This window comes from Streptomyces sp. NPDC039424, assembly GCF_055639495.1.
This window is the reverse complement of record NZ_JBVKAI010000037.1, coordinates 21,784-36,598: the sequence shown is the minus strand read 5'-3', so window position 1 is coordinate 36,598 and position 14,815 is coordinate 21,784. Positions and strand designations below refer to the sequence as shown.

Annotated in this window: 16 protein-coding genes and 1 pseudogene; 7 read left to right on the top strand and 10 right to left on the bottom strand. The window is 68.6% G+C overall.

Translation table 11 applies throughout. From position 1 onward, the window contains the following. Positions 1–190: 190 nt before the first annotated feature. The 3 genes and pseudogenes from ACZ7L0_RS43095 to ACZ7L0_RS43085 all read right to left on the bottom strand — a co-directional run bounded on the left by ACZ7L0_RS43095 (position 191) and on the right by ACZ7L0_RS43085 (position 1,993). A pseudogene (locus tag ACZ7L0_RS43095) lies at positions 191–980 on the bottom strand (IS5 family transposase). A 59-nt stretch (positions 981–1,039) separates the two neighbouring features. Beyond that, positions 1,040–1,267, bottom strand: coding sequence for a hypothetical protein (locus tag ACZ7L0_RS43090; protein ID WP_471248054.1), 228 nt, complete (start codon positions 1,265–1,267; stop codon positions 1,040–1,042). 321 nt (positions 1,268–1,588) lie between these two features. After that, positions 1,589–1,993 carry a MerR family transcriptional regulator gene (locus tag ACZ7L0_RS43085; RefSeq protein ID WP_471248053.1) on the bottom strand — a complete coding sequence of 135 codons (405 nt, stop codon included), beginning with the start codon at positions 1,991–1,993 and terminating at the stop codon, positions 1,589–1,591. A gap of 98 nt (positions 1,994–2,091) precedes the next feature. Here ACZ7L0_RS43085 and ACZ7L0_RS43080 point away from each other — a divergent pair, with 98 nt between their 5' ends. The 4 genes from ACZ7L0_RS43080 (at position 2,092) to ACZ7L0_RS43065 (ending at position 4,988) form a co-directional block, all read left to right on the top strand. Then, the gene (locus tag ACZ7L0_RS43080) at positions 2,092–2,880 is read left to right on the top strand and encodes an amidohydrolase family protein (protein ID WP_471248052.1); all 789 of its coding nucleotides are present in this window, start codon (positions 2,092–2,094) and stop codon (positions 2,878–2,880) included. A gap of 851 nt (positions 2,881–3,731) precedes the next feature. After that, complete coding sequence (locus ACZ7L0_RS43075) at positions 3,732–3,968, top strand: hypothetical protein (RefSeq protein WP_471248051.1); 237 nt, start codon at positions 3,732–3,734, stop codon at positions 3,966–3,968. Next, a complete protein-coding gene (locus ACZ7L0_RS43070; protein ID WP_471248050.1) occupies positions 3,968–4,267 on the top strand; it encodes a hypothetical protein in 300 nt (99 codons plus the stop codon). Before ACZ7L0_RS43075 ends, ACZ7L0_RS43070 begins: the two co-directional genes overlap by 1 nt. 52 nt (positions 4,268–4,319) lie before the next feature. Continuing rightward, positions 4,320–4,988 (top strand): DUF1963 domain-containing protein, encoded by a 669-nt coding sequence (locus ACZ7L0_RS43065; RefSeq protein WP_471248049.1) that lies wholly within the window; start codon positions 4,320–4,322, stop codon positions 4,986–4,988. Between the two features lie 234 nt (positions 4,989–5,222). Here the strand turns inward: ACZ7L0_RS43065 and ACZ7L0_RS43060 are convergent, their stop codons facing one another. From ACZ7L0_RS43060 to ACZ7L0_RS43035, 6 genes are all read right to left on the bottom strand, one after another. Then, entirely contained in the window at positions 5,223–5,663 is a 441-nt protein-coding gene (locus tag ACZ7L0_RS43060) for a DUF6228 family protein (protein ID WP_471248048.1), read from the bottom strand. A gap of 364 nt (positions 5,664–6,027) precedes the next feature. Next, positions 6,028–6,771, bottom strand: coding sequence for an SDR family oxidoreductase (locus tag ACZ7L0_RS43055; protein ID WP_471248047.1), 744 nt, complete (start codon positions 6,769–6,771; stop codon positions 6,028–6,030). A gap of 295 nt (positions 6,772–7,066) precedes the next feature. Beyond that, positions 7,067–7,546: a MarR family winged helix-turn-helix transcriptional regulator gene (locus ACZ7L0_RS43050; RefSeq protein ID WP_471248046.1), complete on the bottom strand. Its 480-nt coding sequence runs from the start codon at positions 7,544–7,546 to the stop codon at positions 7,067–7,069. An 11-nt stretch (positions 7,547–7,557) separates the two neighbouring features. After that, positions 7,558–8,619 carry an alkene reductase gene (locus ACZ7L0_RS43045; protein ID WP_471248045.1) on the bottom strand — a complete coding sequence of 354 codons (1,062 nt, stop codon included), beginning with the start codon at positions 8,617–8,619 and terminating at the stop codon, positions 7,558–7,560. Between the two features lie 82 nt (positions 8,620–8,701). Continuing rightward, positions 8,702–9,607 (bottom strand): NADP-dependent oxidoreductase, encoded by a 906-nt coding sequence (locus ACZ7L0_RS43040; protein WP_471248044.1) that lies wholly within the window; start codon positions 9,605–9,607, stop codon positions 8,702–8,704. Positions 9,608–9,866: 259 nt separating this feature from the next. Next, entirely contained in the window at positions 9,867–10,289 is a 423-nt protein-coding gene (locus ACZ7L0_RS43035) for a hypothetical protein (protein WP_471248043.1), read from the bottom strand. A gap of 75 nt (positions 10,290–10,364) precedes the next feature. Between ACZ7L0_RS43035 and ACZ7L0_RS43030 the strand changes: the two genes are divergently transcribed. Continuing rightward, positions 10,365–10,520 (top strand): hydrophobic protein, encoded by a 156-nt coding sequence (locus ACZ7L0_RS43030; protein WP_471248055.1) that lies wholly within the window; start codon positions 10,365–10,367, stop codon positions 10,518–10,520. Positions 10,521–11,575: 1,055 nt separating this feature from the next. Here the strand turns inward: ACZ7L0_RS43030 and ACZ7L0_RS43025 are convergent. After that, positions 11,576–12,178: a DUF2867 domain-containing protein gene (locus tag ACZ7L0_RS43025; RefSeq protein WP_471248042.1), complete on the bottom strand. Its 603-nt coding sequence runs from the start codon at positions 12,176–12,178 to the stop codon at positions 11,576–11,578. A 94-nt stretch (positions 12,179–12,272) separates the two neighbouring features. Between ACZ7L0_RS43025 and ACZ7L0_RS43020 the strand changes: the two genes are divergently transcribed. Together ACZ7L0_RS43020 and ACZ7L0_RS43015 are read left to right on the top strand one after the other, a co-directional pair. Further along, on the top strand, positions 12,273–12,833 hold the full coding sequence (locus ACZ7L0_RS43020; RefSeq protein WP_471248041.1) for a TetR/AcrR family transcriptional regulator: 561 nt from the start codon (positions 12,273–12,275) through the stop codon (positions 12,831–12,833). Positions 12,834–14,018: 1,185 nt separating this feature from the next. Further along, positions 14,019–14,381, top strand: a complete 363-nt coding sequence (locus tag ACZ7L0_RS43015) for a hypothetical protein (RefSeq protein ID WP_471248040.1) — start codon at positions 14,019–14,021, stop codon at positions 14,379–14,381. Positions 14,382–14,815 lie beyond the last annotated feature (434 nt).

The window sequence follows — 14,815 nt, the reverse complement described above, 5'->3', positions numbered from 1 at the left end:
GCCGGCGGCAGCAAGGACCTCGCGATCTCCCACAAGCCGTCCGGCACGATCCATCTCCACCGCCCACTCCCCATGACCCGACCAACGACCAACTGGCCATGTAGGACACGGTGTTAGCAGAGTGGACGCATGCCTGTGTCTCGGACATGTCCGAAGCACAAACTGGTCAGGGGGACTTTTACAGCTCATTTCATTTGGGGAGTCTGCGGTAGCAGATCAGAGCGGCTGCGAGGGCGGTGAAGGCGAGGAAGTGGTCGGGCTTGCGCTCGTAGCGACGGTGCAGGCGCCGGCAGCCGATGAGCCAGGCGATGGTGCGTTCGACGACCCAGCGGTGTCGGCCCAGGTGAGTGGGGTCCTCGATGCCGCGGCGGGCAATGCGAGGGATAATGCCGCGCGTGCGTAACCATCGTCGCAGGTGGGGATAGTCGTAGCCTTTGTCCGCGTGCAACTTGGCCGGGCGTCGGCGCCGTGGCCCGCGGCGTGAGCGGATCGGCGGGATGCCTTGCACGAGGGCCTGCAGGGCTTGGGCTTGGCTGTCATGGGTGTTGGCTGCGGATATTCAAGCGAGATGGGCAGTCCGCGACGATCGACGATGAGGTGGATTTTCGATCCGCTCTTGCAACGGTCGGTCGGATGCGGTCCGGTCAGACGCCCCTTTTGACCGCCCGGACGCTCACGGAGTCGATGGCGCACCGCGACCAGTCCAGCTCACCCTGGCTGCCGAGTTCGTCGAGGATCAAGCGATGCAGCTCGGCCCACACACGAGCCTGCGACCACTCGGTGAAACGGCGGAACGCGGTGACGCCCGATGGGCCGAAGCCGGGCGGAAGCTGGTTCCACGTGCAGCCTGACGTGGCAACGAACACGATCGCCGCCAGTACCTCTCGGTCCCCGTGCCGTCTGCGACCGCCGCCCTGCGGCCGTACCGGAGCCGACGGCACCACCCGCTGAAACAGCTCCCACAACCCGTCCGGCACCATCCGCTCGACCAACTCGCTCGCCACGCGAACAGCATGCCGCAAGATCACACCAAACGAAATCAGCTGCTGCTGCCCGCGTTTGGCGTCGGCGGCGAACTCGTCCTGGACGACGGTGTCGCCTCCGGGTCGTAGACGCCGCCGGTGGTGGCGAGCAGCTTGGCGATGTGCTCCCACTCGCCGACTTCGGCGGGGCCACGTTCGTCGTCGGCCAGGTCCTCGCGGTCGCGTTCGAGGTGCTGCTGCAGCCGGGCTTCCTCGAGCGCGGCCGCGGCCTCGGTGGCGGTCATGCCGGTGGAGCGTCGGCGGACCGAGCGGCGGCCGACCTTCGCCCAGTCGACCAGCTGGCGGGGCGCGGGCGCGCCGGGTGTCGGGACGCGCAGGCGGCGGGAGCGGGTAAGGGGGTGCTCACACGAGCCTCCCAATCGTCGCGGAAACGGTGACGGCTTTCCGGTCGCCGCATGGTGGTCGCGGCGGCCGTATACAGGTTTTATCGCAGCCGTTAATTGTTGACTGAGCGCTTCAGTTGGCGAGTTGAGCGTTTGACGTGGTGAGTCCGGGTTCTTCACCCGACGGACGAATGGGCGGCTGTGGTCCGCACCGGAGAGAACTCACCGAGGCGAAGGAGTGCGGGACCCCGGAGGCGGAGCCTGATCGGCCGCGTTCTCGATGTTCTCGGTGATGGCGATCGTCTGGCGCAGCAGGCGACGGGCGGTCTCCAGGTCGGCGGCGCGCTGGTCGAGGATGTCCAGCTGGTCGCGAAGGCTGGTGAGGACGCCGGGACAGGGGCGTAGCGCCGCGGTGTCGTGGGTGCAGGGCAGGACCTGGCGGATTGTGCGGGTGGGCAGGCCGGCGGCGAGCAGGGCGCGGACGCGGCGCACCGTCTCCACGGCCTGATCGTCGTACTCGCGGTAGCCGTTGGCGCGGCGCTCGGCGTGGATGAGTTCCGTCCGCTCGTAGTAGCGCAGTAGCCGCTCGCTGACTCCAGTCCGACGCGACAGCTCCCCGATCAGCACGATTCGTCCCTTCGACTTGACCTTCCAACGGTGTCAGGGAGCAACAGTGCACTGACCGGCCGAATTCCGGACCGGTCGCGACGGAGGGAAACGAACGAGTGATCATCGACGCGCACAGCCACGTCCACGACCCGGTCGAGGCGCATGTGGGGCTACTGGATGAGGCCGGGGTCGACCGTACCGTCCTGTTCGCCACCCGGCCCCACCCTGAGCGCGCGGGCGACCTGGCCGCACTGCGTCAGGAGATGGCCGTCTTGGAGAAGGCGCTCGAAGGGCGGGCCAGCACGGTCGAGGCGTACCGGGGGGCGTGGCGGGAGCTGGACGCCGCGCTTGCCGCGCGGCCGCAGCGGTTCATCGGCTTCCTGTCGGTGCCGCTGGGTCTGAGGTCGGAGGAGACGGCTGCGGTCGTCGAGCGGGAGGTGGTCGGGCGTGGACTGCGCGGGATCGGGGAGCTGACACCGCCGCCGGGAGGGGCAGGGCTGATTGAACCGGTGCTCCAGGCGTCGGCCGACCAGGGGCGGCTGCCCGTGGTCGTGCACGGATACACGCCGACCACCGCAGAGGACCTGGCGACGCTGGCCGCGCTGGCCGGCCAGTACTCCGACGTTCCGCTGGTGGTCAGCCAGATGGGAGGGCAGCACTGGATACAGGCCATTGAACTGGTGCGCGACACCCCGAACATGTACCTGGAGCTGTCCACGGCCAACGTCGTCTTCGCGGTCCGGCTGGCCATCAAGGAGATACCGGACCGGACCCTGTTTGGCTCGGACGCACCGTACGGCGACCCGGTGCTCACCCGGGCCCTGGTGGAACGAGTCACCAGCCCGGGCGAGGTACGCGACCGGGTCCTCGGCGGGACGATCGCCGAGTTGGTCGGCCTCGGCTGACGCAGGGCCGACGATCCGCCAGGTGCGACTCGGCCGGACTGAGCGCTTCAGCTGGCGAGTTGAGCGTGGGCTGGGCGAGTAGGTCCGGTTAACCCGCACACTCAGCTCACCAACTCAACCATCCATTCGCCAACTCTGCCGAAGCACGCTGCCTGTCACCGGCGAGGCTGGCTGGCCTGGCCGATAGCGCGGTGCGAGGCACTTTCGGCGACTTCGCAGCCTTGTGTCACCACCACTGTGCCGCGCCCTTTTCAGGGTGGCCGGGCCGTGACCCTCCCTCTGCAGATTCCGGAATTACGAGTGCAGCGAGTTCAAGCACTGGACCGACGCCGACCACGACGGCTGCAACACCCGCGCCGAGGTCCTCAAGGCCGAAGCGGTCATCACCCCGGTGCACGGCGCGAACTGCACCCTGACCGGCGGGGAGTGGTACTCCCCGTACGACGACCGCTACTAAACTGGTCGCCGCAGCTCAGAAGCCCAGCCCCGGAGCCAGATCAATCGAGACGGGACACGACCTGTGTCATCAACACCCTGTTCCCCCAGGTGGACACGCCTGTCTGTGTCACTGATCAGCTGATCTGGGTCACCGCCGACGGCGGGGACCCAGGTAGACCCAGCAGCCGCCAGGAACCTGGGTCCCTGGGTCCCTGGGTCCCTGGGTCCCTGGGTCCCTGGGTCCCAAGACCGGTGATTTCCCTGGTGGACACGAACGAAACCGGCATCTGGGTCCACCTGGGTCCGTGGGTCCCACCCGCTCGCACCAGCCGGTTCGTCCGGAGTGGTCCCCAGCACCCGCGGCGGCCGATACCGTCGAGGGGGACGCCAGTTGTGCCCTCTGGAGCCCTTCGATGAGCGAACAGCCGGCCACCTCCGCCGACCACGCCAGGCAGCAGCTGGAGCCCGCGGCCGCCGACGCGGTCCGCGCCTACGCGGCCAGGACCCGCGCCAACGCCGACCAGTTCGCCGCCGTCCTGGAGGACATCGCGGCCAACGGCCTGCCATCAGTGGAGGACTGCACGCCGTGGGAGGAGCTGCGCGAGGCCCACCTCGCCCGGCTCGCCGGCCAGCGCCCGGCCGTCGCCTGATGGCCCCTCACCCGGGCCCTCGCCGCGCCCGCATCGCCTTCTCCGACTCCGCCGCCAAGCAGCTGGAGAACATCACCAGTGAGGCGGACATCCACGCCCTGGACCGCGCCCTGGTCGTCATCTCCGTCGACCCCGACGTCGGCGAGCCGATCCCCGGCGACACCGCCGGCCCCCAGCTGCGCCAGTACACCGACGAAGTCGAAGCCGTGCGGGTCCTGTACTTCCTCACCGTCCTGCGCACCGTCATTATCTCGGGTGAGAGAACCGTTCTGGCAGGTCAAGCGCTTGCGTGGTCGTGAGGCACGTTGGTCACGACGATGGCGGGCGGGCCGGGCTAGACCTTTCCGGGCGATGTCACCGCTCTGTCCTAGAGTCCTGGCTGTGACGACTCTCATGATCGATGCAGGTCCAGTCGCGTTGGCTGCTCGGGTGACCCGGACCGGTGGAGTGCCTCTGGCACCGGCCGCCACTCCGTGGCCCTGCTGCACTTCGTGCAATGGCCCGATGCAGTTCCTCGCTCAGGTGGTCTTGGATGACCTCGGGGGTGGGATTGAGGGCCGAGGGATCCTCGTCTTGTTCGCATGCCAGAACGACCCAGGTATGTGCAGCGACTGGGAGCCGGACTCGGGCGGGAATCAGGCCTTGCTCTTCCCGACGGATGGTCTTGAGCCACTGCCCCAGCCCGACGGTGTCGATGAGGACCTGCTTTTGCTCGGTTCCGTGCGGGCGGTCAGCTTGGTGCATGTCGACGAGCCCGATTACGACAAGGCCAGCGAAGAGTGGTCAGCGGGAAACGACCGCTCGGCGTCGTCCGTGCTCGGCCAGCTCGGAGGTAGCCCCGCCTGGATTCAGGGCGACGAGACACCGTCCTGCCCGTCATGCGCCACTCCTATGCCGCTGGTCGTCCAGCTTGAGGAAGGTCCGGACCACAGCACCGCCATGAACTTCGGCGGCTGTGGCGGCGCCTATGCGTTCGCCTGCGAACCGTGTGGCCGCGCGAAGTTCCTGTGGCAGTGCTGATCCGGTCTCAAAAAGCGCGCCCCTGAAGGGCGGGATCAATCAGTTTTGCTCGCGGATCATGCGCCGGAGGCTGGTGCGGGCGGCGGCGAGGTCGTCCTCAAGCTGGACGATTCGTTGCTGCAGTTCCACGTTCTGGGTGGTCGCCTGCCGTTCCGCCGTGGATAGCCGGCGGTAAGCTCCTTGACGCGGTCGACCAGGTCGTGGTTGCCGAGCTGAGACGCCAACCCCCTTCGGCTACTTCGCGACGCCCGCAATGAGCGTGTGGATCTCGGCGGCGAGGTTGCGCATGTCCTCGCCTGCTGCGTGCACCGTGGTGGTCGCGAAGTGCCATTCCTCGGAGGGCGCTCGGTCGTGGATGCCCCAAGTCAGTTGGACGTGGCCACCGGGGCGGTGCTCCGCTGAGAGGGTCAGGTCGTAGCAGAGGGAGTGCCAGGTACGTGCTCCTTCCCAGCCCCGGAAGTCTTCGGCAAGCGAGGTGAGGAAGGTGTCGAGGCCGTCGCCGTCCCAGGTCTGCACCGAGGTCGCGACGTTGCCCCATGGCCCGCAGGCCCTGATGAGGAAGTCGAGCGTTGGCTCGTCCTCGAACGGTCGTGTCGGCTCCGAGAGCAGTAGCCGGGCAGGGCCGGGGTCTCCCACCTGGACCACAGGAAGGCCGGAATCGTCGTAGTCGATCACGTGAACAGATTAAAAGAGCGGGCTGGGCAGCCAACCGCCGCTCCCGGACGGGCTGGCATCGGGCCCGGCCCCCGTGGAGCGCGGCTCGGTCGCTCTCATGACACGGGAGTTGCGTGCAGTCGTCGCCTGGTACTCCAGTCGCAGTTCGCTATCACTGCTGGTCAGGGGCGTGTTCCTGAGTGTATCCGGCTGGTGACCCGTCAGGTTGCGGGACTTCGTGACCTCGGCGGCGGTAGTGGCAGCGTCTGGCGATGGCCCTGGTGGTGCCTGCGCCAGCGGGACCAGCTCAGCGCGTGGCCGGTGCACCGAAGCTGTGTCAGCGGGGGACGGCCAACTGCCAGGAGTCGCCGGATTTCTGCCACGGTCAGCGGTGCAGGAGCGCCAGAACCGTTTCTGCCGCCGTCGCCCTGATCTTCTTTCCGGCCCGGCGGCCCATCACGTCGGCCACCTCTCGCATGCTGACCGGACGGTCCCAACCGATGTCGATCCGCTCACCGGCCTCGGCCTCGGCGTCGACCGCGGCTGCCAGGTACGCCGCGAGATCGGAGGTGTGGACGAAGGTCAGCGGGACGGTGGCCTTGCCGATCCACACCATGCGGCCCTTGTCGATCGGGTCGCCCGCCATGCCGGCGACCTGGTCGAGGAACGCCCCCGGGCGCAGGGCGACGAACGGGACGCCGAGCTGTTCGAGCTTGTCCTCGGCGATCTTCTTGTGCCAGAAGTGCGGGACTTGGGGCGTCTGGTCGCTGGTGAGGATGCTGGTCAGGACGAACCGCCGGATGCCGGTGCGGTGGGCGGCCTCCGCAAGGTTGGCGTTGCCGATGGTGTCGATGTCGTTGGCGTTCTTGCCGCCGCGGGTGTAGCCGGCGGCGGTGGTGATGACGGCGTCGGCGCCGTTCATGGCGGCCACGAGCGAGTCGACGTCGAGCATGTCGCCGCGGGCGATCTGAACGCCCCGGCTTTCGAGCCGGCTGGCGTCGCTGGCCGGCCGCACCAGGGCGCGGACGGTCTTGCCGCGCCCCAGGAGTTCGTCGACGACCTTGCTTCCCAGGGAGCCGGTCGCTCCGACGACGAGGACCGGGAGGGTGGTTGAGTCAGCGGCAGGCATGGGGGTTTCACTTTCCGTCAGGTCATCAACGACGGGCTTGGTGGGCGGCGCAAGGTGGCTGCAGACGTGGGGGCGCCTGCGCGCCGGGCGGGCTGATGGAGGCGGGCCGTGGGGGCGGATCCGCAGTGCGCCTCGCCGCCGGAACGTACCGCGTCCGAAGGCAGCCACTACGGGATGGGGGACAGGGCCGACCTGGCGGTGGTCGCGCCGCATACGGGACGGTGTTCACCCCAGCTTGCGTGCCCCTTTTCATGTGTGGTGTGGCGTACGCGGGCATGGGGTGAACACCGGGGAGTCACACGGACTCTTCTTCCGGCAGCGCGCGGCTGCTGATCGCCTCGGTGATGGCGTAGGCGGTCTCGACGAAGGACTGCGCCTGCTGCTCAGACAGATTCCGGGCGGAGGTCTCCTCCAGGGCCTGCCACAGGGCCGCGATGGGTTCGCGCATGGCACGGCCCTTGTCGGTGAGGTGGACGACCATGACGCGCCGGTCGTGTGTGGCCGGCTCGCGCACGAGCAGGCCGGCGTCCTGCATGCGGCGCAGGGACTTGGAGACGGTGGAGTGGTCCAGGCCGACGCTTTCGAGCAGCTCGGACTGGGTCTGGCCGTCCCGGTCGAGGAGTTGCATGAGCAGCAGTTCCTGTCCGGGGTGCAGGTCCATCTCGCGGAGCATGGCGGCGGCGTGGGCGCGGTGGGCGCGGGCGAGTTGGAAGATCGCGTAGCTCATCGGTCCCGCGCCGGCCGTCGTGGGGATGCGGGGTCCGGGGGTGGGCATGGTTCGGTTCCTCAGTCGGTGTGGGTGGGGTAGTCGGTGTAGCCGGCCGCTCCGCCGCCGTAGAAGGTCGCCGGGTCGGGAGTGTTCAGCGGCGCGCCGGCGCGGAGCCGCTCGACCAGGTCGGGGTTGGCGAGCGCGAGGGCGCCGACGGAGACGAGGTCGGCCGTGCCGTTGTCGATGTCCTTGGCGCGGGCGGGCAGATCGGTGCCGCCCCGGTTGAGGATCAGCGTGGTCGGCCACAGCGCGCGCAGGGTGCCCAGCAGCTCCTCGTCGCCGGTGTGCATCACGTGGAGGTAGGCCAGCTCCAGGGGGCGCAGGGCGTTCAGGAGCGCCGGATACAGCTCGGCCGTGTCGGATTCGGCGATGTCGTTGTACGGGTTTGCGGGGGAGATACGGATGCCGGTGCGCTCGGCGCCGATCTCGTCGGCCACCGCGGCGGCGACCTCGACGGCGAAGCGGATGCGGCCCTCGATCGAGCCGCCGTAGCCATCGGTGCGCTGGTTGGTGTTGTCGGACAGGAACTGGTGCACCAGGTAGCCGTTGGCGCCGTGGATCTCCACGCCGTCGGCGCCTGCCGCGACGGCGGCCGCTGCGGCGCGGCGGAAGTCGTCGACGGTCGCCGCGACCTCCTGCGTCGCCAGAGCACGGGGGGTCGGCATCTCCTGGGGCCCGGACGCGGTGAACATCATGCCCTGCGGCCGGATTGCCGAAGGGGCGACCGGCTGGCGCCCGTGGGGGGTGTTGTCGGGGTGAGCGATGCGTCCGGTGTGCATCAGCTGGATGACGATCCGGCCGTCGGCCGCGTGCACGGCGTCGGTGACCTTGCGCCACCCGGCGATCTGCTCGTCGTTGTGGATGCCGGGGGTCAGGAGGTAGCCCTGGCCGTCGGCGGAGGGCTGGGTTCCCTCGGTGATGACGAGCGCGTGCGAGGCCCGCTGGGCGTAGTACTCGGCGTTCAGCTCGGTCGGTACGCCTTCAGGTGTGGAGCGGTCACGGGTCATGGGGGCCATGACCAGGCGGTGCGGCAGAGATATGCCGCCAAGAGTGGTCGGCGTCCACAGGGAATCCAGCATGAAGGGTCCTTCGATAGGGCGGTGACCGGCCGGTCACCGTAAAGGCAGCGGGTGGTGGTGTGTGAGGGGTGGGCGGGGGTGCTCAGTCGACGGTCAGGACGAGCTTGCCCCGCACGTGCCCGGCGTCGCTGACCTGCTGGGCCGTGGCCGCCTGGTCTAGCGGGTAGGCGGTGACGGTGGTGACGAGCTTGCCGGCCCCGGCGTCCCGGGCCAGGGCTGCCAAGCGGGCAGTCGAGCGTTCCTGGGACCCCTGGGAGAAGGTGATGCCCAGCTGCCGTGCACCGAAGTCGGCGATGGTGACGATGCGGTCGGTGCCACCCCGCAGGGTGATGGAGTCCTCCAGGGCTCCCTTCCCGGCCAGGTCGAACACCGCGTCCACGCCGTCAGGGGCCAGCGCCTGCACCCGCTCGACCAGACCGTCGCCGTACACGGTCGCGGTGGCACCGAGCGAGGCGAGGTAGTCCTGGTTGGAGGAGCCCGCAGTGGCAATCACGCGTGCTCCGCGAGCCGTGGCGAGCTGGACCGCCACGGTGCCGACCGCTCCGGACGCGCCGTGCATCAGCACGGTCTCCCCGGGGGCGACCCCCAGCAGGTTCAGGACCCGCTCGGCGGTCTCGCCGGCCACCGGCAGCGCGACCGCGTGCTGCCAGTCGAGGCCGGCGGGCTTGGGGGCCACGGTGGTGGCCAGCGCGTACTCGGCGTATGAGCCGGTGTCCGACCAGCCCAGCACCTCGTCGCCCACCTTCACGTCCCGCACGCCCTCACCCAGGGCGTCCACCACGCCGGCGAGCTCGTGACCGGGGACGGAGGGGAGCGGCGTGGGGAACACGGCCTCCATGGCCCCGGAGCGGATCTTGCCGTCCAGGGCGTTCAGCCCGGCCGCCTTGACGCGGACGCGGATCTGCCCGGGGCCGGGCTGCGGGACCTCGATGTCCGCCTCGCGCAGCACCTCCGTGCCTCCGAAACGGTCGAACAGGATGGCTTTCATGACGGCTCCTCTCGTGCCACCACCACATTTAGGTGGCTGACCACATAAACACCGTAGCGGCAATCATGTGGCTAGCCAAGTATTTGCTGCTGCTCGGGCTGCGCAAGATCGGTAGGGGTCGGCGCCGGTCTCCTTGGGACGGCGGTCGAGGCGGGAGGCGCCCGCCGGAGCGCGCCTTGCGCGGTCAAGGGGTTACCCCGACCGGAAGCTGGACGACCGGGCCGGCCAGACCCCTAGCGGTCCGCGGCTCTCTTCTGGTTCAGGCCCGGGTCAGCTCGCGGTTGGCCGCCCGGGCAGCCTCCAGTTCGGCCTCGCGCTCCTCCAAAGACGCGCTCAGATCGACTGTTTGCCGTTCCAGTCGCGTGATCGTCCGCTGGAGTTCCTCAACATCGGCGGGGGCGCTGAGGCCGGACTCCCGTCGGATCTGTTCCCCCAATGCCTCGGACAGGCGCTTCTCCAACTGCTGGAGGCGGGCGACGAGCCGGGTGTTGCGGGCCTGTGCGCTGGCCAGGTCTGCTTGGCGTGAGGCACGGCTGACTGGGGTGGCGCCCGCCGTGTTCTGCTGGGCAGGCTCGAGATCGGCGGCGTGGATCAGGGCGAGCAGGTCCCGGTGGCGGTAGAGGAAAGTGCGGTCGACCCGCGCCGTGCGGGTGATGCCCGAGACACTACCGCCTACCCTCACGGTCGGCATTGATGGCTTCCCGGCTCCGCGGCCACGAAGCGCCTTCGGTGCCCCGTCCGGCCGCATTGCACCGGCATTACGGTGCTGCTGGCTCTTATCCTTTTCGGTGCGCGGTTCGCGCTGAAGGCACTGTGGTGGATCGCCGTGATTGTGTTGATGGTCCGGCTGCTGGGTTTCGTTGTGTGGACGGCGGACAGTGGCGGCCGCAAGGGCCGCTGGTATCGCTGGTAACTCAAGCGGTACACGCCACAACTGCCAGTGGGCCTGGCTTGAGCCACTGCTGTCGCAGGGCATCAGGCCGGGCCGTCCGCAGGTGTGGACGCGGTGGCAGCTGAGAGACGGCATACAGTGGCGGACCGGACCGGCGCCCCGTAGCAGGACGTGCCGGAGCGTTACGGGCGGTGGGAGCGGGTCTACGACCTGTTCCGGCGCTGGCAGCGCGGCGATCCGTTTCCCCGGGCTCGGACTTGAGCGGCCGCGCAAGCGCCCGGACGGGGTTCGGGCCGACAAGGCCTACGATCCCGCAGCAAATGTTCCTACCTGCGCAGACGCGGTCCTCAAAGCGACGATTCCAATCCCGGTGGACCGTGTCCGTAACCGGATGAGGCGCGGCTCCCGCGGCGGGCCGCTGCCGAAGTTCCTTGGCAGCGCTGCAGTGGTGTGACGGCCTGGCGGCGTCTGCGGGACTCGACCGAGGCCGGAGTCTGACCGCAGCTGCACGAGGTGCTGTTGGCCGAGCTGCGGTCCGCCGACTGCGCAGGGCCCGCGTCGAGGGGGTGGAGGACATGTTCGCGGCGTCGGGCGGAGGCGGCTCGTTTCCTCTCGGTCATCGGGCTGGTCAGGCAGAGGCTGACGCACGCGGGGCAGGCCGAGAGAGACGATCTGGAGGGCCTGCTGGATCTGGGCGCGGTCGTCGTCGGTGAGTTCATCGAGATCAGCGCGGGCACGGCTGATCAGACGGCGGGCGCGAGTGATCTCCTCGTCGGACGGCATGGCCTCGGTTCTGGCCCGGTCATCGGCGCTGATGGCGACCAGGCGTCCGCGGCTGCGCGGCAGGTTGGCAAGGTAGGACTCCAGGAGACGTCGGTGCGGAAGTGGCCGCAGCCCGCGCGGCGGAAACGGACGGGGCAGTCGTGGCCGCCGGTGGCGACGTTGGACCGCGCGGTGCACAACCCGTAGGGGAGGGCGACCTCGCCGACCGCCCGGCGCGCGTGCTCGGAGTCCAGCACGAGCTGGGCCTGGCGCCAGATCCGGTGGCTATGCCAGCGTCGGGTTTTGGAACCCGGTCAGAGCACGCTCCGTCCGGCGGAGTTCGCCTGCCACTCGCGGCCGATGGAGCGCATCAGCGCCGGGTACACCCCGATGTACCGGAAGGGCTTGATGGCGGCCATGTAGAGGGCGCCCAACAGCCCGTTCGGCTTCACCAGGACGGCCATCTGGCCGCGGTAGCCGCAGGACTCGTCCAGGACCCAGCCGATGTGCATCACCGCGTGCACGGTCTTGTTGCCCATCTCGGCGGCCCACTCGTCATCCCTCTGATAGAGGGAGGTGAACGAGGACGAGCCAAGGTCGGGCCCCCGGGGCCCGTTGCGAAGGTCCGCAGGCAACCGGTCGCGCAGGGAAGGCAGCCGGGCGCCGACCCCGCCACTGGACTCGTCCCAGCCGAGCAGTGCTCCGAGCCTCCAGCGGATGGCGAAGAGTGCGCGGCCGACGAGACCTTCTCCCGTCACCCCGTCCTTCATCCCCTCGGCGAACTGGCGCACCAGCCACACAAGGTCGTCGGGTCCGCCGGGGGTGGGCAGTGCCCACACGTCCTCGATCCTGAAGCCGTCGGCGATTTCGTGGATGCGCCAGGGGCGTTGGGTGTGGGCGGTTCGGGGAAGGCGCATGTGCAGGCTCCCATCTATACGGTGGCGTACACATCGAGCGTAGACCCATCTATACGCCCCCGTATACTCGGCAGGGACGTGAGGAGCTATGCACATGGGCGCGACGCGCACTCCGCGCGGCAAGTGGATCGAGGAAGGCTTGCGGGCACTGGTCGCAGGCGGCCCCGAAGCCGTCCGGATCGAGGTACTGGCGCAGGCGCTCGGCGTCAGCAAGGGTGGCTTCTACGGGTACTTCCGCAACCGGGGCGCACTGCTCGCCGAAATGCTCGATACCTGGGAGTACCAGGTCACCGAGAGTGTGATCGAGCAGGTTGAAAGCGGTGGGGGAGATGCCAGGGCCAGGCTGGAGCGGCTGTTCGCCATCGTCGCCGCTGCCACCGACGGGCCGGTGCGGGGCACCAGCGCCGATATAGCGATCCGCGACTGGGCCCGCCGAGACGCGGCTGTCGCCGAGCGACTTCGTCGTGTCGACAACCGCCGTATGGACTACCTGCGTTCCCTTTTCTCCTCCTTCTGTCCCGACGAGGACGAGGTCGAGGTCCGCTGCCTGCTCGCCGTCTCGGTGCGCATCGGCAACCACTTCAACGCGGCCGACAACGGCAAGCGCAGCCGCGCGGAAGTGATGGAGCTGATCATGCAACGGCTGCTGGAGTAGTCGTCCCCACCATCGTCACCCGCACCTGGCTCACCCACACCAGGCTCAACGCGCGCCTGTTGCGGCCAGGGAGTGACTTGAGCTGTGATCATCTGCTGGTTTGAAGGCTCACCAAGGGACAACAACGTCAACGGCGGCTGGGACCGTATTCTGTCATCGGGGGTTCACGGGTGTTCGCCCACCCGCTCTTCCCCTTGCCTGTTGCCGTCGGGTGGAACAGCGGCACTTGGGCTCTTCGGAGCTTGGTACCCCGCCGTCAGACATCGCCGGCCTAAGCTTCAGCACACGCCCGAGGACCTCGCCGAAGAGTGCACCGCGGCACTGCTCGGCTCGCTTCCCACGGGGTCAGCGTCGCTCGAGTGACGGCCTCTCGCACAGAGGGAGGCGAGGGCATCGACGGTTACGTGCGGCGGTGAGCTGGGCGCCCGCACAGCCCTGGACTGGCCGCGGCGCGCGATCGACTCGGTGAACATGCGGGCATCAAAGGGGGGCAACGGGCCCGAATCCCATAGAACGCGACAAGAAGTGCAAGGCGTCTCACGTCGCTGATGGTCGACTTCGACGTTGATGCGGCGAGCGCCGGTGTTATTGCGCAGGGTTGGCCGACGTCGTGCTTCGTGCGGCTTTGGAGGCAGTGATAGGGGCAGCCGAGGAGCGTGTCGAACAGGTTCCTCAGGTCGGCGGCTCTCGCCTGCCACTTGCGTCCCATCCCTCGAAATTGCGCCGGGCACACCCCCACGTGCCGGAAGGGTTCGATAGCCATACGGCGTCGACCAGCCCGTTCGGCTTCACGCGCCACCTCGTGAGCGCCCTCGCCCCGATCGCCCCCAACCGTACTACCAGTGCTCTCGCGTCCGCGGCCGCCTCAACCCGCGCCAGAGCCTATCTGCCTTCTTGAGGTGCCCGGCAGATGATTCGAAGAAGTTCGAATGGCCTGGCGTGGTGCCGGGCGGTGTCATTAGCGTTCCGGCGACTTATTCCTCCAGTCGTTCAGGAAACTTCATGGCTGCTTCTGACTGCGTCCGCCCACGGTCTCGCTCGCGCACACTGGCTGCATGTGCGGCTCTCCTGCTCCTTCCCGCGCTGGCGACAGCGTGTGGAGGGAACGACCAGGACAGCCTGCCGGCGGCAGCCGACCAGGGGGCGGTGGGTGAGCTCCTTCGTACGAAACTGCCCTGCACGCAGGTGACCTATCGCAGTCCCTGGAGGCTCAAGAACCTTCAGAAGAGGATGGCCGGCGTCGATGGAGCGGGGACGTGCGACACAGAGGAGGGGGAGTACGGCACCGATTTCTTCCACGCCTCCGACATGCGGCAGTTTCTCCAGAGCTGGGCCTCGGCGGCCGACGAAGAGCGAGGAACGAGGTCCATGATGATCGGCCGGGACTTCGGTGTGCAGACCGACCGGATTTTTGAGAAGGAGCTGCTGGAGGGCGGTCTCCTCTACCTCTCCTGCCTCCCGGGCTTCGAGCCGCCCAAGGTCGGCTTTACCGTCGTCCACCTCGAAGAGGGGTGCGTCGCGACCAACTACCCGCCTCACACCAAGTAACGCGGCGAGCCGCGCCCGGGACCCTGGTTGCCGCGTACCCGCCGAAGACACCTGTCTTGAGCTGAGCATCGTAGCTGGCCGAGCGAACCACCTACACGACGGTGCGGCCGTGAGCCGAGGGGCACGGAGGAGGCTTCGGACGAGCGCATCACATACACCGTGAACGACGTGCTGACCCACACCGCGGCGGGGGTGGAAAGCAGCGTCATACAAGGAAATCGTCGAGCTGCTGAGCCAGTGAGAAGAGTCGGCCTGCAACGCCGCGCCTGAAGACCCACGAGCTCGGGAAGCGCTGACGGGGGTTCGTCCAAGCCCTGGTGGCGATGATGCGGACGCGGACTCACTCCGTCCACTGAACGCCTACTTGGGCGCCCTTTCTCATGGCCACAGCTGGTCGGGTGGAAGCGCCCGCAGGTCAAGAACCAGCGTGGGCG